The following is a 19,255-nucleotide window of genomic DNA, read 5'->3' on the forward strand; positions in this document are numbered from 1 at the left end:
TTTATTCACCAATATCTTCATTCCATAACTCAGGATTTTTTTGAATAAATGACGCCATAATCTGACGACATTCGTGGTCATCATGAATAACTAACTCAACACCTCTAGACCTGAGGTATTCTTCAGGCCCACAAAAGGTTTTATTTTCACCAACAACCACCTTTTTAACACCGTAAAGAAGGATAGCCCCACTGCACATATCGCAAGGAGATAATGTTGAGTATAACGTTGCGCGGCGATAATCTGATGCCTTTAGCCTTCCTGCGTTTTCTAAACAATCCATTTCAGCATGTAGCACTGAGCTGTCTTTTTGTATGCGTTGGTTATGCCCTCGTCCAACAATATGTCCATCAAGAACAAGAACAGAGCCAATGGGGATCCCTCCATTATTCAAACCTTTCTTTGCTTCCTCAATGGCGGCTTGCAAAAACTTATCCATAATTCACCTTATCGACTAAGCTATTAACTATATTACATTTTTATTATAGGCTGCTTTAAGCGCACTGGGTTGCTGGAGAAACAAGCCACTTTGATTAACAAGATACTGTGCAGGGTAATACTCTATGGCCACAAAAAATTAGAGAGGAATTTATTATTATGCAGATAGTCGAAAATGCCGATTCTAAAGTGGTTCTAATTGCTGATGACACTCAAACCATACGCGCTATTGTGCGCGCTAGCCTCAAGGCAATTGGCTTTAAAGAGTTTCATGAGGTGCCAAACGGCGTCGAAGCAAAGCAGTTACTGGAGGCAAAATCGATTGATTTGGTCGTCTGTGATTGGGAGATGCCAGAAATGAACGGCCTAGAGGTACTCAAAGAGATGCGAGGCATGGAGAGGCATAAAGAGACGCCCTTTGTAATGCTAACCGGTAACGCTAACGCAGACCTCGTCAATCAAAGTATTCAATTAGGCATATCAGGCTTTGTGGTGAAACCTTTTCAGCCGCAAGCATTGTGTGAAAAAATTGCCCATATTTTCGCCTCCCCAGCGCCGACAAAAGAGAACCAAGAAAAACCAGCACCTGTACGCCAATCCCACTTAAACCCTCGCTGATCACAACTTTTCATCAAAAAATAAACGACTTCCCCACTCCTCTTTCCTGAGCAATAGGTTGTGAAACGCTCCATATATCCTCAACTCAAAAAGGTAAAACCCTCGCATTAAGTTTTCTAGTAAACTAGCCAGCTTTTAGTCTTCATACTAAGCCGGAGCTCATCATTTTACACACACTGTCCCAACTTAAATCTGGCGAGCTATCAGGTATTCGTCGCTTAGCATTATCAGAAAATCTAACGTCATTTCCTTTGGAAATTTTAACATTAGCTGACAGCTTAGAAATTCTAGATTTATCCAACAACCAATTAACTTCACTGCCAAAAGAACTTATACAGTTAAAAAATCTCAAAATATTTTTTGCCTCAAACAACCATTTTGAGACAGTACCAGAAGTACTTGGCCAATGCCTCAACTTAGAGATGGTTGGTTTTAAATCAAACAAGATTAACCATGTCCCAGAGAGATCACTGCCAGCAAAATTACGTTGGCTCATTTTAACTGACAATCAGATTAGCACGCTGCCTGACTCTTTAGGTGAGCGGCCCAGACTACAAAAATTAGCATTAGCAGGTAATTGCTTAACGCACCTACCTAAAACCTTAGCGCAATCGACAAACCTTGAGTTAGTACGTATTTCAGCCAACCAACTGGCTGAATGTCCTGATCAATTGCTCGGCTTACCTAAACTTGCTTGGTTTGCGTTTTCTGGTAACCCATTTAGCCAGTCCGATATAAACATTCGGTCAGTTCCTGAGATGCCATCATCCAGTTACACATTACAGCGGGTACTAGGGCAAGGGGCCTCTGGTGTTATCTCAAAGGCGCATTGGAACCAACATCAAGCTCTATTTCCTGATGATATTGCCGTGAAAGTATTTAAGGGCGAAGTCACTAGCGATGGATATCCAAAAGACGAGCTACAAGCGTGTTTAAAAGTAGGCCACCACCCAAATCTAGTAAAGTCGCTGGCTCAAGTGAATGAAGATGGGTATTTAGCGTTAATCATGAGTTTGATACCTCCTCACTATACTAACTTAGGCCTACCACCCAACTTTAAAAGCTGTACTCGCGACACCTTTGCACTGGGTTTTACGCTCTCAATTGAGCACATTGAAAAAGTCATTACCCAGATGGAAGATGTGTTTGCTCATTTACATGCAAACCAAGTATGTCATGGCGACTTATACGCGCATAACGCCCTGTTTGATGATGAAGCTAACCTCATTGTTGGCGACTTTGGTGCAGCAACGATGTACCACATGCTTAATGAAGAGCAACAAGCAAAAATAAAACAAATTGAACATCGAGCACTGCATCATTTTATTGATGACTTATTAAGCATTTGCAAAGAAGAAGATAGATCCAGCAAAACGTTTATACGTCTCAAGCAGCACATTACACAGCGCTAAAAATAATGAGGGCCGATGAAAGCATCGCAGACATCACCCTCTTTTTATGCGTACGACTTTCATCACCTCAAAGTTCATACCAGCGACAGTTTCCTGTTCTGGGTAATAGGTAATATTCACTCTGGCACCTTTTAAGCTTTGGTAATTACCTTTGCGCTTAAATTTAAAAGGCACATCACAACCCTCAACCATTAGGCTATGTAAAATCCAGTCGCCTTGCTCTCGTTGCACATGTGAGGTGACCTTCATGAGCTCGGAATGGGTTAGGTTTTTGTTTTTTCTACTAGTTTTTTAGGGTCTGATTGCATGTTAAATATTATATGATTTTTCCATTATAAATTTAACCAATCGTCATCAGAAAATGGAGTATACGTTGCTCTAAATAGAAGCGCGGTTTAAAGGGAGAACCGCCATCGATAAAACCGACATGGCCACCATACTGATGCAGTTCATACGTCACATCTGTGGAGCACTGATGAGTTAAGGGGATCACATCGGCATTCATAAACGGATCATCAACGGCATGCATCACCAACGTTGGTCGCTTAATGTTTGCCAAATAACTAAACCCACTGGCTTTAGTGTAATAATCATCAACCCCCTCAAAACCATGCAGTGGTGCAGTAACTTGATGGTCAAATTGATAAAAGGTTTTCAGCGTACCGACTTGTTCTGGTGTAATTGATGCCTCATTAACAATAGTGCGATCATTAAATTTATCGGTTAGCTTCTCACGGAGCTGCTTAATCAGATGCCATTGGTAAAGAGTCGAAAATCCTTTTTCAAGCCGTTTGGCACAAGCGGATAATTGCAGAGGAGCCGAAACAACAACGGCGCGTTCTATAGCACTATTATCTTGTAGCTCTCCAAGATACTTAGCCAATACATTACCCCCTAAGCTATAACCGACAGCGCACAGCTGTGCTTGCGGGAAATGCTGTTGGAGATACTGCAAGGTATGGCTAATATCTTGCGTATCTCCACTATGATAGCTGCGTGCCAAACGGTTAGCTTCACCAGAACAACCACGGTGATGATGCACAACCGCGCATAAACCTAATCGATGACAATCTCGCAGTAAGCGGCGTATATAATGGGAATCAGAACTACCTTCCAATCCATGCAAAATAACAATAATACTACTGGCGTTAGAGGGGTCACCGACCCAATCAAGATCGATAAAATCACCATCGCTTAATTCCAGACGCTGGCGTGATAACACTGGGGGCTTGATCTTGGTAAACACAGGTAAAATCGTTTGCACATGTGGATTTTTTGCCCACCAAGGGGGTAAAAAAGATCGAATCATCTCTTATTCGCAGACTTATTAGCGTGGTAATAGCTTAGAGACAACACAGCTTTAAGAATTAACAAAAATGGAAATAGGCCATGCAGAAAAAGATCAAAGAAGTCTATACCACGAGATAACTCCCCATTGATGAGCATGTGCACTTTTTCAAACAGGTGTGGTTGAGGGAAAAAAGGAGCCAGGCCCAGTGTTAACGACCCAAAAATCAACACAATCCATGGCAACCTTCTCATCAAGCTTGTCATCGCTGTTTTTCCTTTTTATAAGAATAGCTGGTCCCATTTATCAAAACGCTTGCTCCTGCGCAATTAAGCGGCGTAAAAGAACAGAACAAGCCCGCATTTCACGTTATTCCCACATGACGTTAGATTTTGCCTTTGCAGCGGCAGTAAAAAGATCAATCAACGGTAAAGCTCGCGTCGCCAAACTCACCTCAACCTCCTCATCGTCATCCATAGCAGGTGGTGGCGCTGTACCCGCTTCAATCGCGGCGGTTAACTTACCCAACGCAACAGGCACATCTGCCGCCAGAATAGCACCGGGCACGGAGCCGCTGTGGTCCATCATTTTAAGCATAGCCAGTGCTACATCACCAAACATCGTAATACTGCCATAAGCATCAGTTGTAAAAGTCACCAGCATGAAATACTCCTCGAATAAATTAACGAGTCTCGGGATAAAGAGAGGCAGAATATATTTTCTTAAGTCTCCTCTTTATACCTTCCTTTAACCTTCAATTACAAAGTGCATCATGTTTTTTGCCCTTCACCAAAAATATTGTGACATCTGTTTAGTTTTTTTATTGTAGATAGAACAAAGGTTAAAGCCTTTCTTCAATTAACTGCCACACTAGCGACAGTTTTCTAAAGTAGGTATGACACTTCCTTTTGTGCATAACGCCAGCACAGGGCCGCTAAGCGTAGTTGTACTTTATGTTAATGGAGCGACAGCGAAATGCATAAATTGTAAAACGTAGCTTAGTGGCTCCTTGTGACTCGCCTTGTTAAGTGATGCTACCTGCACCGTAACCATAACTGACCACCCATGAATTTTCCTGACAATGCGCCCAAACCAAGAACCGCATATATTGCTATATTTGCCCAAGGTTGCAGCGGGCCCAATGACTCACTCAATTTCAAGGGGAGAGCAATAAGCCCAATAAAAACAAAAACAAAAAACCATAAGTACAAAATATATTAGATTTTGAATGGTCGTGCGATCTTTTGGTGCCGTGATGAAAAAGCGCATAATTGCGTTGCGAGGATAAAATTCACGACCTTCCATAATTTGACTGTGGCCAGTAATAGCAAAGCCAAATACCGACCCCAGAATAAGCCCCGAAAATGCAGATGCTAAAATTGCGATGAATTCCATGAGCATATTCACTTAACGCCTCATTATGTGCATTTCAAGGTGCTGCACTAACTTACCCTCCATGTACTTATTTTCTTAATACACTGGTTTCTTGGTCTGAAATGTAACCAGATAGGTAATAAACCAAATAGACTGTACTTTGGAATAAAAAGAACAGTCCTTTGTGGAACATGTATTAAACCAAAGCTGAAGCCAAAGATTATCAGTTCACAAACATATTTTATATCGCCTTTGCTAAATTCATCACCGCCAACTTTAAGTTTTCCCAAAGTCTTATCGATAGAAACATCCTGGGCATTATTTCGAACAAAGTTTATGAGCCAAAATAACAAAAAATTGCAGGCTAGTGCGACAAGCATATTTATGAAGTCATTAAATGTATTGAGCTCTATCTCTGGTGCCACCCCAGTAATTACTAATACATTCCCTATTAGCATGACACCAATAACGCAGAGAATGGCTGTTAAAACTACTATTGCTAGATAGTAGCAATATGTAGTGAGATAGAACTTGGAAACACTAGAGCTTAATACTTCAATTGAACGACTCATCTCAACACGTACTCACTTCCTGTCACATAGGGGGCTGACTTGGAGCTGCGAAGCAGCGGAAAGGCAGTCCCAGTCCCGAAGGGGCGGCAAAAACCGCGACGACTTACGGAATCCGTTGTAGCAACTTGTTATGTTTTAATTTCCAAAAACTTCAAAAGAACGCACACAAACTGTTTTGTTACTCCATGAGTTTGGTGCTGAAAAGTTATTTATTACAAGTTTTATTCGGCCAGTAACAACCGAAGGAAATGATTTTTTATAGTTTAATTTATTTTTATTTATCGTATGAAAATATACATACTCATTTCCGTCGAAATAGTAGAGTTTTGCATTTTTAATGAAACCACCTGCTTCAGCAATACGAATACGAGAAATATTATATTTTTTTCTAAAGATGATATTTAGTGTTTGCGGGGTGTTTCCTTCAATACCACACCAAAAAGTTTTTTCATTGCCATCAATTACTCTCGAACTGGATTGATTATCACCTCCATACGTGTAACTTCCATTATCAGTAGCAATAGCTCCCTTTGATGCTAGGGCTACATTATGAATTTCTTTTTTAGACACGTAAGTTATTTTTTTTATATCATTAATATTGAATTTTGATATTTGACCGTTTTTTAAATGGATGTTCATTATTTGTTCTGCACTTGCAAGTGAACTAAACAGTAAACAGAAAAAAATAAAAGTTTTCATAGCTTTCTCCTTAAAACATAACGCCAAGCAAAGCGGCGCAGCTTGCTGCGTCCTTACTTGTGCGTCTTGTTATATGTGGTGACTATTATGAAAAGGCCCATTTTTAACGATAGCCTCATCAGCCCCTCTTAAATAACTACCACAAGGGGTATCATATTTGAATTTCCACTGCTCACCATCCCATATAAAATCATCTTTAATTGCCTTGAAATTATTCTGGTGATATCCAGCAGCTACCTCTGTAGGGGACCAAACATGAAATACATATGCATTGATGCGGTTTGGTCCAACAGATATCCAGTCACCAACCTTAACTGTTCCGTCATTCATCGGTTTCTCTCCAGATAAAAAGCCATATAACGCTTACAGCAGTGGCGCGCAAAGCGCGTCAACTGCCTGTTATTGTTATTGGTCGGGCAAAGTCACCTAACCTGAAACAAGTTTTATCTTGAAGATATTTTTCAAGTTCTTCGAGTTTTCCAAACGTCCGATAGTCCTTTTGAAAACCATCTTCTATGAATTCAAATTCAAGCCTGCGCTCTTGCTTTCGGATGATACCAATTCGCTCAATTCTCTCGTTCTCCTTCGTAACTAACTGTTTAGTCTCGATAGAGTCTGAACCAGAAAACAATATATCTAGGCGATTCCTAAGTGCTTTTTTCCTAGCTTTCAAAGCAGCTGCTGAAATCCAACCTACAATCAAAGCTCCTACAGCCTGAACTACATGCAACCAAAATCTTACTTCGTCATCTGAAGTCATGGTTTCCATTTACCTATAACAGCTAATTATAAAGACCGGGGCTCTATAACTCTTTGGCCCCCTTAACAAGGGAGAAAAATTAAAGATCACGGCACATAATTTTATAAATCAATAACTTAAAGAGTTTATGGAAGTGGCGTTGATAGACAAAAGAAGCCTCCATGCTCTTACTGTTATTCATTTCCTTTTGTAAGAGCATAAACCACTAACTTTAAATATCAATGAGTTATGATTGCTTTTTTCCTTGTTAAGGGGAAAGGGGTCCACTGAACAAGGGGCTTGACAGAAGCATGAATCACAAATACTGTATATAAACACATGTACCGAGACGAAATATCATGGACGATATTCAACACCGTATCCCTAGCAAACCCACTCGTTTTCTGGACCAGTTGCGTCTTCACATCCGCAAGAACGGCCTAGCGTATCGGACTGAGCAAACGTATATCCACTGGATCAAACGATACATCTTTTTCCATGAAAAAAAGCACCCCAAAGATTTAGGGATACCAGATATTGAGGCTTTCCTTACGCACTTATCTGTTGACCGCCATTGTTCACTAAGCACACAGAAACTTGCACTTAATGCTCTCATTTATCTCTACAGACGTTTTCTGGAGGTTGACACACAGGATTTAAACTTCATACCTGCGGTGCGTCATAAACGCCTACCTGTTGTTTATAGCCGAGAAGAGATAACCGCAATTTTGGGACAACTTAAAGGAGTCCATAAGCTTCAAGTTGAGCTAATGTATGGCACAGGGTTGAGAAAAGCAGAACTCCTATCACTTCGTATCAAAGATATTGATTTTGGGAATAATAATATTATTGTACGAAGCGGCAAGGGCAATAAAGATAGAACAACCATGCTACCTCAGACCCTCATACCAGCTCTACGACGGCAAATTGAAAAGGTAAAAAACATACACCAGCAAGACATTGAAGACGGCTATGGCGATGTTTATCTACCGGACGCGTTAAACCGAAAATATCCTCGAGCAGCCAAAGAGACAGGCTGGCAATTTCTTTTCCCTTCGAGCAAAATTGGCCGAGATCCACGATCAGGGGTTTTAAGGCGCCATCACCTTCACCCAACAGCCCTTAGCAAGCAGATACGACAAGCGGTAAGAGCAGCTGATATCCACAAGCCAGCCAGATCACATAGCTTTCGACATAGCTTCGCAACACATTTACTTGAAGCAGGCTATGACCTTCGAACGATTCAGGAATTACTTGGCCATACTGATGTTTCTACAACCGAAATTTATACACATGTACTGAACCGTGGTGGCAAAGGTGTTCGAAGCCCTGCGGATGCTCTTATTTGATTTCCTGTTGATATTTAATACAGCCAGAATTGAAGGTATTGAACGGCTGAATACCAAGCCTCTATTTTAATCATACTATACGCTTTCTATTCAACAGGCCTAAACTCCGCACATAACTTGGCCGCCATCGCAGCCCCCATCATAGGATGCGGTATAGGCGCTACCGCCACAACAATATCAACGGCGGGTAGCTCTGGTAAGTTAGCCGTTTGGTCAACCACCACCAGCCCCGGTGATACGCTGGAGCGAGCCATAGCACTGATGCCTACTCCCCGTTTGAGCAGGCTTTTTATAGCCGTGGCGCTGGAGGTAGTGCACACCAAATGATAGTTTTTGGCTTGTTTTTCTAACCCATCAATTGCGCTGCTGTGGAACTTGCAGTCTGCTTCGTACATCACCAGTGGCAGTGTTTGTTTTGCGAGTAGCTCTGGGTAGCCACCGTGTACCCATACACCGGTATCATGTTTGAGCAGGTAGCCCTCCTCTTTTTCGGGTGCGCGGGTGAGGATGGCGATGTCGATCTCGCCGTTATCCAGCATTAGTCTTAACTGCGTGCTGCAATCACAGTGGATACGTATACTTTGCTGGGGTAGCTGCTGTATGAGCAGCTCTGTGAGTTGTGGCAATACAGATTCGGCGTAGTCGTCTGGGCAGCCGATACGTATAGGTGGATGGATTGCATGGCTGGCAAGTGACCCAAGTACTTCATCATGCATAGCCACAATGCGCCGCGCATAACTGACGAGTGATTGCCCTTGGTCTGTTAGCGTAAGGTAGCGGCCATTTTTTTTGAACAATACTTGTCCGGCTTCTTCCTCTAGTTTTTTCATCTGCATGCTAACAGCACCCTGGGTGCGGCATACTTGTTTTGCGGCACGCGTAAAGCTACCTGTATCAACAAAAGCGATAAAGCTTCGTAATGCTTCTATATCCATACAGCCAGCTCCTTATTCATCCATTAGTAATTCAAATAGGTGCTATAAAAACTATTCGATAGTCAGTTATAAAGCAAGATTGCACAATGAATCCACAAGTTAAAACAACTGATTCACTCGGCTATTGAATGGAGCGCTATATGAAGAACAACATGGAATTGATCATCGGCAATAAGAATTACTCTTCTTGGTCGCTACGCGGCTGGTTAATGTTAAAAGCGTTTGATATCCCTTTTACTGAAACGCGCTTGGCATTATTTGAAGCCGATTTTTATTCATCACTGGCGAACTACTCTCCTGCGGGAAAAGTACCTGTATTGATTGATAACGGTATCACCGTGTGGGATTCACTCGCTATTTGTGAGTATGTTAGCGAAACTCATTTGGGCAATAAAGGCTGGCCAGCAGATGCCGCAGAGCGTGCCTTAGCTCGTGCCATTAGCTGCGAGATGCATTCTGGATTCTTTGGTTTACGCCATGAGTTACCGATGAACTGCCGCGCTAAACGCGCTGTGACTCTTACAGAAGCAGCACTTAAAGATGTGCAGAGAATCGATACTATCTGGACAGAGCTTTTGCAAAAAAATAGCGCACAGGGGCCGTGGTTGTTTGGCGAGTTTAGTATTGCTGATGTGATGTTTGCACCGGTGGCACTGCGTTTTGATACCTACAATTCAGAGGTATCTAACCATAGCCGTGCTTATGTAAAAACAGTACTCGCCCACCCAGCGGTACAAGCGTGGGTAGCGGATGCGAAACAAGAGTCCGAAACCATTGAAGAAGAGGAAGTCGGGCTGCCGCTATAAGTGGCAGTTCACTTTTAGCTTTTTACTCTTGATCTTGCCGTTCTCATTTTTAGTGCCTGTTACACGACAGTGCACTAAATCACCACTGATGGTCATCGCGTAAGCGGATATTACACCAGCGTCTTCATTGTGTACGGCTTGCACACTCGTAAAACGAAACCCCTTTGGGTTATCTTGCTGATAACACTGGATCAGCGGTTTCCCTCTCACTTCACTACGGCAATATTCTATGGCGCTGCTAGTACGTATCACCCAAGTATCGTCAGCGGAGCCTGTAGAAAAAGACTGAATCGGGAAAGCGGGCAACGCTCTTTTCTTTTCAACCTTATTAGTTGCGGCTGCATACGGCACAATAGCGATACAGCCACTCAAACCAATAACCATTAATGCCTTAAATGTTAACGGCGTCTTTTGGCTAATTATCCCTATGCTCATCTGCTGCCTCCTTCTTATTTAAGTTTTATGACCTTTATAAATACGCGCTTTTTTTCACAGAGTAAATCTCAAATAAATTTGCTAACATTAGGGCATTCACTTAGCACAAACCAAATTAAGTGGTGCACATACACTGCTACTTTTAATAATGGGATTTCACTATGGCTTTTAACGGCTCCGAGCGCTATGTAGCTACCGACGAACTGCAAATGGCAGTCAAAGCATCTATCACTATGCAGCGCCCTCTTTTGATTAAAGGCGAACCGGGTACGGGTAAAACCATGCTGGCCGAAGAGGTCGCGCTTTCATTGGGTAAAAAGCTGTTTCGCTGGCACATTAAATCGACCACAAAAGCGCAACAAGGCTTATATGAATACGATGCTGTATCGCGCTTACGTGACTCTCAGCTTGGCGACGAAAAAGTCTACGACATTGCTAACTACATCAAACAAGGTTTGCTGTGGCAGGCGTTTGATGCTGATGAGCAAGTGGTCCTGCTTATCGATGAGATCGATAAAGCCGATATAGAGTTCCCTAACGATCTACTGGTCGAACTCGATAAAATGGAGTTCTTTGTTTACGAAACAGGGGAGCGTGTTGTTGCTAAGCATCGCCCGATTATTATCATCACGTCGAACAATGAAAAAGAGCTGCCAGATGCTTTCTTGCGTCGTTGCTTCTTCCATTACATTACCTTCCCTGACCGTGACACCATGCAACAGATTGTTGATGTGCATTATCCGGGTATTCAGCAGGAACTGGTAAACGAAGCGTTAGAAGTGTTCTTCAAAATCCGTGAGATGAATAACCTGAAGAAAAAGCCGTCTACTTCGGAACTGATCGACTGGTTAAAACTACTCATTGCAGATGACATCCCTGTTGATCTGTTGCAAAACAAAGATATCGCTCAGGCCATGCCCCCGCTTTATGGTGCACTGCTCAAAAATGAGCAAGATGTACATATGTTGCAACGCTTGGCATTTATGGCAAGACGAGAAAACCGCTAATGTTGATCGACTTTTTCAACACGCTGAAACGGGCGGATATTCCCGTTTCTCTGAACGAGTTGCTGGTGTTGCTCGATGCGCTTAAAAAGGGTGTCGCGTTTGCCAGCCTCGATGATTTTTATCTACTCAGCCGTGTTTGCCTGATCAAAGATGAGAAGCATTTTGATCGATTTGATCGCGCTTTTGGTCACTATTTTAAGGGCCTCGACGCACTTAACCTGTTTCCTGATAACGAGATCCCTGAAGACTGGTTACGTTCTGAGTTTTTGAAGAACCTTTCTGAAGAAGAAAAAGCCAAGATTGAAGCCATGGGCGGCTTGGATAAACTGCTTGAAACGCTTAATGAGCGCTTAGAAGATCAGCACGATCGCCACGCCGGTGGTAACAAGTGGATTGGTACGGGCGGCACTTCGCCTTTTGGCCACAGTGGTTACAACCCTGAAGGCATCCGTATTGGTGGCGAGAGCAAACACAAACGCGCCGTTAAAGTATGGGAAAAACGCGAGTTTAAAAACTTGGATGACCAAGTTGAGCTTGGCACGCGTAACATGAAAGTGGCTTTACGTAAGCTGCGAAAGTTTGCTCGTACAGGGTCTAATGAAGAGTTAGACCTAAACGATACGATTCGCTCTACTGCTGCGAACGCAGGGCTGTTAGATATTAAGATGGTGCCAGAGCGACATAACGCCGCTAAAGTGCTGATATTTCTTGATATCGGTGGTTCGATGGACCCTTACATCCATCTTTGTGAACAGCTATTTTCTGCTGCCCGCACCGAGTTTAAGCACCTCGAATACTTTTACTTTCATAACTGTGTGTATGAGAAAGTTTGGAAAGATAACAATCGCCGTTACCATGAAACGCTCTCAACAATGGATGTTATCCACACCTACGGTAAAGACTATCGCGTTATCTTTATTGGTGATGCGGCCATGTCACCGTATGAGTTGATACAGCGCTACGGCAGTGTTGAGCATATGAACGAGGAAGCGGGCCAAGTATGGCTGCAACGAATTCTTGATACCTGGGATAAAGCGATCTGGCTGAATCCCACTCAAGAAAGATTCTGGGGATACACTCATTCAACCGATGCAATACAGCAGCTTTTTGATGGGCACATGTACCCGCTGACCCTTGCGGGCCTTGAAGCGGGTATCAAGCACCTATCAAAATAGAGTGAACTAGCTTTGCAAGCTAGGTAAGAGATCAGCGGGTACTAAGGCGTTATAGTCGCCCCGCTGAATTAGCGCCTGCGCCCGCTCGATGTCGGGCGAAAAATAACGGTCTTTATCATAAAACGCGACTTCTGCTCTTAACTGACTATGCGCCTGCTGTAACCCTACGGTTGTTTTTAGCGGTGCTCTGAAGTCGATTCCTTGGCACGCCCCCAGCAACTCAACAGCTAAAATGCCTGCCGTGTTGTCTGACATGTCTCGTAAACGCCGTGCTGCAAACGTTGCCATGGAAACATGATCTTCTTGGTTGGCAGAGGTCGGCAAACTATCCACAGATGCAGGGTGTGCCAATGATTTATTCTCAGAAGCCAGCGCAGCTCCTGTGACTTGAGCAATCATAAACCCTGAATTTACGCCGCCATTGTCGACCAAAAAAGGCGGTAATTTAGAGAGGTTAGTATCAATTAACAGCGCCATACGCCGCTCAGATAAAGAACCAATCTCAGCAATAGCCAATGCTAGGTTGTCTGCCACCATGGCAATAGGCTCTGCATGGAAGTTACCACCCGAGATAATATCGTTGTCATCCGCAAACACCAGCGGGTTATCTGATACCGCATTAGACTCCACCAGCAATACTTGCGCGGCTTGTCTGATTTGCTGCAAACAAGCACCCATCACTTGCGGCTGGCAACGTAACGAATAGGGATCTTGTACCTTTTCACATTGTTGATGTGAGTTACCAATCTCTGAGTCATCCTGCAGCAAATGACGATACGCAGCAGCCGCATCAATTTGTGTTTGGTGACCACGTACTTGATGAACCCGGTCATCAAATGGACGGCGACTACCCAACGCCGCCTCGACGGATAAAGCACCCGTTACGGTGGCTGCTGCATACAGATCTTCAGCAGCAAACAGCCCTTGTAATGCAAAGGCCGCGGAGGCCTGTGTACCATTTAACAATGCCAAGCCTTCTTTGGGGCCTAACGCTATCGGTTCTAACCCAGCCACCTTCAAACCGGCTGCGCCACTAATACGCTCACCGTTATACAGCGCTTCACCTTCGCCTAACAACACGGTACTCATATGAGCTAAAGGCGCCAAATCACCCGACGCGCCTACTGATCCTTTTTCGGGGATACATGGATACACCTCAGCATTGAGCAAAGTGATGAGTGCTTCAATCACTTGCAAACGAATACCCGAGTAGCCACGTGCTAAAGAGTTAATCTTTAAAACCATCAGTAAACGCACTGTCGATGGCTGCATAAACTGCCCAACACCCGCCGCATGAGATAACACAATGCTGCGCTGTAGTAGGTCGAGGTCATCAGTTGAGATACGTGTATTAGCCAGCATACCAAACCCCGTATTGATGCCATAAACTACTCGGTCTTCTGCCAATACTTGTTGTACGGTAGCAGCACTTTTGGCAATGCCATCGTGGCAACCCGCATCAAGTACTAGCTTGACTGGCTCTTGGTTAATACGGCGCAAGTCAGCTAGCCCTAACTGACCCGGTGTTAACGTTAATTCATACATATTTTTGATTCCGGTATCCGTTTTATCAGTTATCTAGCTATTCGTTATCAAGCATTGGTAGGTCAAGTGATTGCTCACGGGCACACTGCTTCGCTAAAGGATAACCTGCATCGGCATGTCGCATAACTCCCGTACCCGGATCATTACGTAAGACTCGACCTAAGCGCATCGCCGCCGCCTCTGTTCCATCCGCCACTATCACCATACCGGCATGCTGACTAAAGCCCATACCCACACCACCACCATGATGTAGCGATACCCACGTTGCACCCCCTGAGGTACTCAGCAATGCATTGAGCAACGGCCAGTCAGATACCGCATCCGAGCCATCCATCATCGCTTCTGTTTCACGGTTAGGGCTGGCAACGGAGCCAGAATCCAAATGATCACGGCCAATCACGATAGGCGCTTTTAGCTCACCATTGCTAACCATTTCATTAAAAGCTAACGCTAAACGCGCACGATCTTTTAACCCAACCCAACAAATACGTGCCGGTAATCCCTGAAATGCAATACGCTCGCGCGCCATATCCAACCAGTTGTGCAAGTGCGGATCATCAGGAATGAGTTCTTTAACTTTAGCATCTGTTTTATAGATATCTTCAGGGTCACCCGAAAGCGCCACCCACCGAAACGGGCCAATACCTTCACAAAACAGTGGCCTTACATAAGCAGGTACAAAACCTGGGAAATCAAACGCATTGGTTATGCCTTCTTCCAGCGCCATCTGGCGAATGTTATTACCATAATCCAGTGTCGCGGCACCGTTTGCTTGTAACGTCAGCATGGCGGCAACCTGCACAGCCATTGACTGTTTTGCCGCTTTTACAACAGCCGCTTCATCTTTTTGGCGCATAGCAACAGCATGCTCCATGCTCCAATTCTGCGGCAGGTAGCCATTGAGTGGATCATGCGCTGAGGTTTGGTCCGTCACGACGTCTGGTGTAATGCCACGCTCAACAAGCTCGGCAAAAATATCGGCGGCATTGCCTAACAAACCAACAGAAACAGCCTTACCTTCAGCTTTAGCCTGCTCAAGCATCGCTAACGCGCTGTCGAGTGTGTCTGCTTTTTTGTCTAGGTAAGCCGTACGCAAACGAAAGTCGATTCGGGTTTCGTCGCATTCAACCGCTAACATTGAAAAACCCGCCATGGTAGCTGCTAGCGGCTGCGCGCCCCCCATGCCACCTAAACCGCCGGTTAAAATCCATCGTCCAGCAGCCACACCTTTAAAGTGCTGCTTCGCTACCGCCACAAATGTTTCGTAAGTGCCCTGCACTATCCCTTGGGAGCCAATATAGATCCACGAGCCCGCCGTCATCTGGCCATACATAGCCAAACCTTGTTTATCTAATTCGTTAAAGTGCTCCCAATTTGCCCAGTGCGGCACAAGATTAGAGTTAGCAATAAGGACTCTCGGTGCATCAGCATGGGTTTGAAAAACACCCACAGGCTTACCCGACTGAATAAGCAATGTTTGGTCTTCTTCAAGACGCTGTAAGACCTCAATAATCTTATCAAAACACTCCCAACTACGTGCTGCACGGCCAATGCCACCATAGACCACCAGCGACTGAGGATGCTCCGCTACTTCTGGATCTAGATTATTCATCAACATACGCATAGCGGCTTCAGTCAACCAACTTTTGCAACGTAACTGGCTACCATGCGGCGCACGAATCACACGGGATTCATCGAGGCGGGTAAAACTCATATAGGATTCCTTTTATTATTTAATCGTTTAGCGGGCGATCAAACCCAGCAAACGTGCAGCGGTTCGCGCTGTATGCTGATCAATATCGAGTTGGGGGTTAAGTTCGGCGATGTCAGCCAGCTTCAACTTGCCACTGGCTTTTATGTCGATTATCAATGCTTCAATCACTTCTAACTCAACACCTCGGGCCGCCGGGGCACTGACCCCTGGTGCTACTGCCGCAGGCAATACATCAAGATCAATGGTCAAATACAGCCAGTCGCACTCTTTGATAAAGGCTGCGAGTTGCTGTTTAGCTTCTGTTAAACAGGCAACACCCATCTGCTCATCCAAGCGATAGCTCACATCAAGCGCATCGGCACGTTTAAACAATGCCTGTGTATTAGCACTTTGCGCAACACCAAAGCAGCAGTAATGAAACGGCGTATTTTGTGCTGAGCATTGGTCCGCTATCTGCTTGAAGGGCGTTCCTGAGCTGCCCACTTGTTCATAAGCGCGCAGATCAAAATGCGCATCAAAGTTGATAATGCCAATAACAGGGAGCTTTACTTGCTCACGTGCAAAAAGGTTGAGTCCTTGCCAACTGCCATAGGCCACTTCATGCCCACCACCCATCACTACTGGGAATTGCTGCTCTTCTAACAAGCGCTTTACACAATCACCTAACTGCTGTTGTGCCGATTCCAAATCACAATCATCACAACGAATATCCCCGGCATCATAAACAGGCTTTGTCATGTGCCATGCATGGGATGCCAAGGCTCGTCGGATCGCCAGCGGACCTACTTTGGCACCGATACGCCCCAAGTTACGCGCTACACCTTGCTCGCAAGGAAAACCAAACAGAGCCACACCGGGCTCTGCTCCTTCATGCCAAGCACTCACTTGCTGGTGCCAACGCGCACCTAAATCGCCTTCAAGGGAATCTTCGCGGCCAATCCAAACACTCATATCGGGTACTTTAAACATAAGAAGTTTCTCCCTGATAAATACGCTGTCTAAGGGCGGGCACGCCTATTTGATACGCTAACTCTGAGGGGTGTTTTATATCCCACAGCAGCATGTCAGCCGGAGCGCCTACCACTAGCCGCCCGCTGTCGTCAGACAACCCCAGTGCTTTTGCTGCATGGAAGGTTACGCCGGCCAAGGCTTCTTCTGGTGTCAAACGAAACAAGGTACACGCCATGTTCATCATTAATCGCAAAGAGGCTAAAGGAGAGGTACCGGGGTTAAAGTCGGTCGCAACAGCCATAGGAATACCGGCATCACGTAATGCTTGAATAGGCGGTAATTTTGTTTCGTGTAGAAAATAGAAAGCCCCCGGCAACAACACAGCAACCGTGCCATTCTCCACTATAGGTTGTAATGCATTGGCATCAAGGTATTCCAAATGATCTACCGATAATGCACCGTAGCTGGCCGCTAATTGCGAGCCTTTTAAATCTGACAACTGTTCGGTATGACCTTTAATCGCAAGGTCATAATTTTTAGCCGCTTTGAATACCCGCCCACACTGCGCAGGCGAAAAACCGATCCCTTCGCAGAAAACATCTACAGCATCGGCAAGCTTTTGCTCAGCCGCCGCCGGTATCATCTGCTCACACACCAGATCAATATAAGCATCGCTATTAGTTGCAAACTCGGGCGCAAGCGCATGAGCTCCCAGTAATGTGGTACGCACCTGTATAGGGAAAGCCTCACCTAGCTGGCGTGCAACCCGTAACATTTTGAGCTCATCTTTAAGCGTTAAGCCATAACCCGATTTAATCTCTAACGTCGTAACACCTTCACTCATCAAGGCGCGCAAGCGCGGTGCAGCTAAATCAAATAGCTGCTGTTCAGACGCCTCACGAGTAGCGCGAACCGTAGAGAGAATCCCTCCACCGTCCCTTGCTATCTGCTCATACGGCACACCTTGCAAGCGCTGTTCAAACTCCTGAGCACGACTACCTGCAAAAACTAAGTGCGTATGGCAATCGATCAAGCCGGGTGTCATCCAGCCTCCGCGTCCTGCAATGTTGGCTGTGGGCAATAACGCCTCATCTATATCAACCATTGGCGCAATCGCGCTGATACGGCCATTTTTAACCGCCAACGCCATACCCTGCCGCACCCCATATCCTTGAGAGTAACCAACAAAGCTGGTAGCAAGGTTAGAGCTAGCGGTGCTGTTCGACATCGTCGCTAGATCAAGATCAAGCCAAATTTTATCGGCATCACGAAAGTCATTCATTATCATTGTTAGTCACAAAAGATCATTTGTATATACAAATACAGCAGATAAACCTCAGCGTCAAATGAGAAGATACTTAAAAATGATGAAAAAATGGACATAAACTGGCCTAAATCTCTATGTATTATCAGAGAAATAAAGGGCTAGATTTACATTTGTATATACAAATAATTGTTTTATAAATAAGGTCTATAGGTGGGCTTGAGAGCGCAACTTATAACGGCTACCCGGGTGGGTTAACTGCGCAAAACTAATCAAGTGTTGTTTAGACCAAGTTCGGCGTTGTAATAACAAACAAGGTTCTGTTTGTTTCATCTCTAACAACTCAGCTACAGTGGCATCGGGCATAATAGCTTCAACAATATGTTCAACATCGGTCAGCGGGCAATTTTGGTTTAGGTACTCGTTTGGTGTGCACTGAGTAAAATCCTGTGCAAGGTACTCTGGAGCCCAGTCTGGATTAATATAACGCTCTTCTAATTGCAGCGGCATCTTATCTTCGTAATGAACAATCAACGAATGAAAAACAGAGGTTCCAACCCTCACTCCCAGTTGCACGGCTACCCACTCATGAGCCGTTTGCTCTTCTAAGCGAATCACCACACTGTGGTATTGGCGTCCTCGGCTACGCACCTCATCAGCAATATTGTTAATATTTTGTAGCGGAGACTCCGCTTTTAGATCTGTGACATAAGTGCCTTGTCCAGCAGTACGAATTAACAAGCCGACTTGCACCAAATCACGAATGGCCTTGTTAACGGTCATCCTGCTAACAGCAAACTGATCGGCCAACGCATGCTCAGTTGGGATCTGGCTATGTGGGAGGTAATCCCCTTTCTCGATCGCATCAAGAATGAAGTTTTTAATTTGCTGATAACGAGGAATTTTGCTGCTCAAACGAAAAGCTCTTTGTAAG

Annotated in this window: 23 protein-coding genes; 6 read left to right on the plus strand and 17 right to left on the minus strand. The window is 44.6% G+C overall.

Features of this window, described 5'->3' with window-relative positions; translation table 11 throughout:
* Position 1: 1 nt before the first annotated feature.
* Positions 2-439 carry a nucleoside deaminase gene (locus NEJAP_RS15235; protein WP_201348039.1) on the minus strand — a complete coding sequence of 146 codons (438 nt, stop codon included), beginning with the start codon at positions 437-439 and terminating at the stop codon, positions 2-4.
* Positions 440-597: 158 nt separating this feature from the next.
* Here NEJAP_RS15235 and NEJAP_RS15240 point away from each other — a divergent pair, with 158 nt between their 5' ends.
* Positions 598-1,056: a response regulator gene (locus tag NEJAP_RS15240; protein ID WP_201348040.1), complete on the plus strand. Its 459-nt coding sequence runs from the start codon at positions 598-600 to the stop codon at positions 1,054-1,056.
* Between the two features lie 251 nt (positions 1,057-1,307).
* Positions 1,308-2,468: a leucine-rich repeat-containing protein kinase family protein gene (locus tag NEJAP_RS15245; RefSeq protein WP_236590955.1), complete on the plus strand. Its 1,161-nt coding sequence runs from the start codon at positions 1,308-1,310 to the stop codon at positions 2,466-2,468.
* 33 nt (positions 2,469-2,501) lie between these two features.
* Here the strand turns inward: NEJAP_RS15245 and NEJAP_RS15250 are convergent, their stop codons facing one another.
* The 9 genes from NEJAP_RS15250 to NEJAP_RS15290 all read right to left on the minus strand — a co-directional run bounded on the left by NEJAP_RS15250 (position 2,502) and on the right by NEJAP_RS15290 (position 7,161).
* On the minus strand, positions 2,502-2,717 hold the full coding sequence (locus NEJAP_RS15250; RefSeq protein ID WP_236590956.1) for a hypothetical protein: 216 nt from the start codon (positions 2,715-2,717) through the stop codon (positions 2,502-2,504).
* A gap of 91 nt (positions 2,718-2,808) precedes the next feature.
* Complete coding sequence (locus NEJAP_RS15255; RefSeq protein ID WP_201348041.1) at positions 2,809-3,777, minus strand: hydrolase; 969 nt, start codon at positions 3,775-3,777, stop codon at positions 2,809-2,811.
* Positions 3,774-4,022 (minus strand): hypothetical protein, encoded by a 249-nt coding sequence (locus tag NEJAP_RS15260; RefSeq protein ID WP_201348042.1) that lies wholly within the window; start codon positions 4,020-4,022, stop codon positions 3,774-3,776. The genes NEJAP_RS15255 and NEJAP_RS15260 overlap by 4 nt, the downstream gene beginning before the upstream one ends.
* A gap of 103 nt (positions 4,023-4,125) precedes the next feature.
* Complete coding sequence (locus tag NEJAP_RS15265; protein WP_201348043.1) at positions 4,126-4,419, minus strand: DUF1840 domain-containing protein; 294 nt, start codon at positions 4,417-4,419, stop codon at positions 4,126-4,128.
* A gap of 483 nt (positions 4,420-4,902) precedes the next feature.
* Entirely contained in the window at positions 4,903-5,151 is a 249-nt protein-coding gene (locus NEJAP_RS15270) for a hypothetical protein (RefSeq protein ID WP_201348044.1), read from the minus strand.
* Positions 5,152-5,198: 47 nt separating this feature from the next.
* Positions 5,199-5,702: a hypothetical protein gene (locus NEJAP_RS15275; RefSeq protein ID WP_201348045.1), complete on the minus strand. Its 504-nt coding sequence runs from the start codon at positions 5,700-5,702 to the stop codon at positions 5,199-5,201.
* A gap of 135 nt (positions 5,703-5,837) precedes the next feature.
* Positions 5,838-6,401 carry a discoidin domain-containing protein gene (locus NEJAP_RS15280; RefSeq protein WP_201348046.1) on the minus strand — a complete coding sequence of 188 codons (564 nt, stop codon included), beginning with the start codon at positions 6,399-6,401 and terminating at the stop codon, positions 5,838-5,840.
* 69 nt (positions 6,402-6,470) lie between these two features.
* Positions 6,471-6,731 carry a hypothetical protein gene (locus NEJAP_RS15285; protein WP_201348047.1) on the minus strand — a complete coding sequence of 87 codons (261 nt, stop codon included), beginning with the start codon at positions 6,729-6,731 and terminating at the stop codon, positions 6,471-6,473.
* A gap of 58 nt (positions 6,732-6,789) precedes the next feature.
* Positions 6,790-7,161, minus strand: a complete 372-nt coding sequence (locus NEJAP_RS15290; protein WP_201348048.1) for a hypothetical protein — start codon at positions 7,159-7,161, stop codon at positions 6,790-6,792.
* A gap of 338 nt (positions 7,162-7,499) precedes the next feature.
* On the opposite strand from NEJAP_RS15290, the gene NEJAP_RS15295 reads away from it, so the two are divergent.
* On the plus strand, positions 7,500-8,489 hold the full coding sequence (locus NEJAP_RS15295) for an integron integrase (protein WP_201348049.1): 990 nt from the start codon (positions 7,500-7,502) through the stop codon (positions 8,487-8,489).
* 86 nt (positions 8,490-8,575) lie between these two features.
* Here the strand turns inward: NEJAP_RS15295 and NEJAP_RS15300 are convergent, their stop codons facing one another.
* Positions 8,576-9,424, minus strand: a complete 849-nt coding sequence (locus tag NEJAP_RS15300; protein WP_201348050.1) for a LysR substrate-binding domain-containing protein — start codon at positions 9,422-9,424, stop codon at positions 8,576-8,578.
* Positions 9,425-9,564: 140 nt separating this feature from the next.
* Here NEJAP_RS15300 and NEJAP_RS15305 point away from each other — a divergent pair, with 140 nt between their 5' ends.
* Positions 9,565-10,230 carry a glutathione S-transferase family protein gene (locus tag NEJAP_RS15305; protein WP_236590957.1) on the plus strand — a complete coding sequence of 222 codons (666 nt, stop codon included), beginning with the start codon at positions 9,565-9,567 and terminating at the stop codon, positions 10,228-10,230.
* Here NEJAP_RS15305 and NEJAP_RS15310 read toward each other — a convergent pair.
* Positions 10,225-10,665, minus strand: coding sequence for a hypothetical protein (locus NEJAP_RS15310; RefSeq protein WP_201348051.1), 441 nt, complete (start codon positions 10,663-10,665; stop codon positions 10,225-10,227). The two genes, NEJAP_RS15305 and NEJAP_RS15310, sit on opposite strands and share 6 nt — an antisense overlap.
* A 161-nt stretch (positions 10,666-10,826) precedes the next feature.
* On the opposite strand from NEJAP_RS15310, the gene NEJAP_RS15315 reads away from it, so the two are divergent.
* Both NEJAP_RS15315 and NEJAP_RS15320 read left to right on the plus strand, forming a co-directional pair.
* Positions 10,827-11,672, plus strand: coding sequence for an AAA family ATPase (locus tag NEJAP_RS15315; RefSeq protein ID WP_201348052.1), 846 nt, complete (start codon positions 10,827-10,829; stop codon positions 11,670-11,672).
* Complete coding sequence (locus tag NEJAP_RS15320) at positions 11,672-12,847, plus strand: vWA domain-containing protein (protein WP_201348053.1); 1,176 nt, start codon at positions 11,672-11,674, stop codon at positions 12,845-12,847. Before NEJAP_RS15315 ends, NEJAP_RS15320 begins: the two co-directional genes overlap by 1 nt.
* Positions 12,848-12,853: 6 nt before the next feature.
* On the opposite strand, the gene hutH is transcribed toward NEJAP_RS15320, so the two are convergent.
* The 5 genes from hutH to hutC all read right to left on the minus strand — a co-directional run bounded on the left by hutH (position 12,854) and on the right by hutC (position 19,236).
* The gene (hutH, locus tag NEJAP_RS15325; protein ID WP_201348054.1) at positions 12,854-14,392 is read right to left on the minus strand and encodes a histidine ammonia-lyase; all 1,539 of its coding nucleotides are present in this window, start codon (positions 14,390-14,392) and stop codon (positions 12,854-12,856) included.
* A 37-nt stretch (positions 14,393-14,429) separates the two neighbouring features.
* Positions 14,430-16,106 (minus strand): urocanate hydratase, encoded by a 1,677-nt coding sequence (gene hutU / locus NEJAP_RS15330; RefSeq protein ID WP_201348055.1) that lies wholly within the window; start codon positions 16,104-16,106, stop codon positions 14,430-14,432.
* 27 nt (positions 16,107-16,133) lie between these two features.
* Positions 16,134-17,075, minus strand: a complete 942-nt coding sequence (hutG, locus tag NEJAP_RS15335) for a formimidoylglutamase (RefSeq protein ID WP_201348056.1) — start codon at positions 17,073-17,075, stop codon at positions 16,134-16,136.
* Positions 17,068-18,345: an imidazolonepropionase gene (hutI, locus tag NEJAP_RS15340; protein ID WP_236590958.1), complete on the minus strand. Its 1,278-nt coding sequence runs from the start codon at positions 18,343-18,345 to the stop codon at positions 17,068-17,070. The genes hutG and hutI overlap by 8 nt, the downstream gene beginning before the upstream one ends.
* Positions 18,346-18,528: 183 nt before the next feature.
* A complete protein-coding gene (hutC, locus tag NEJAP_RS15345; RefSeq protein WP_201348057.1) occupies positions 18,529-19,236 on the minus strand; it encodes a histidine utilization repressor in 708 nt (235 codons plus the stop codon).
* Positions 19,237-19,255: the final 19 nt, after the last annotated feature.

The sequence above is a fragment of the Neptunomonas japonica JAMM 1380 genome, from assembly GCF_016592555.1.
Lineage (GTDB): Bacteria > Pseudomonadota > Gammaproteobacteria > Pseudomonadales > Balneatricaceae > Neptunomonas > Neptunomonas japonica_A.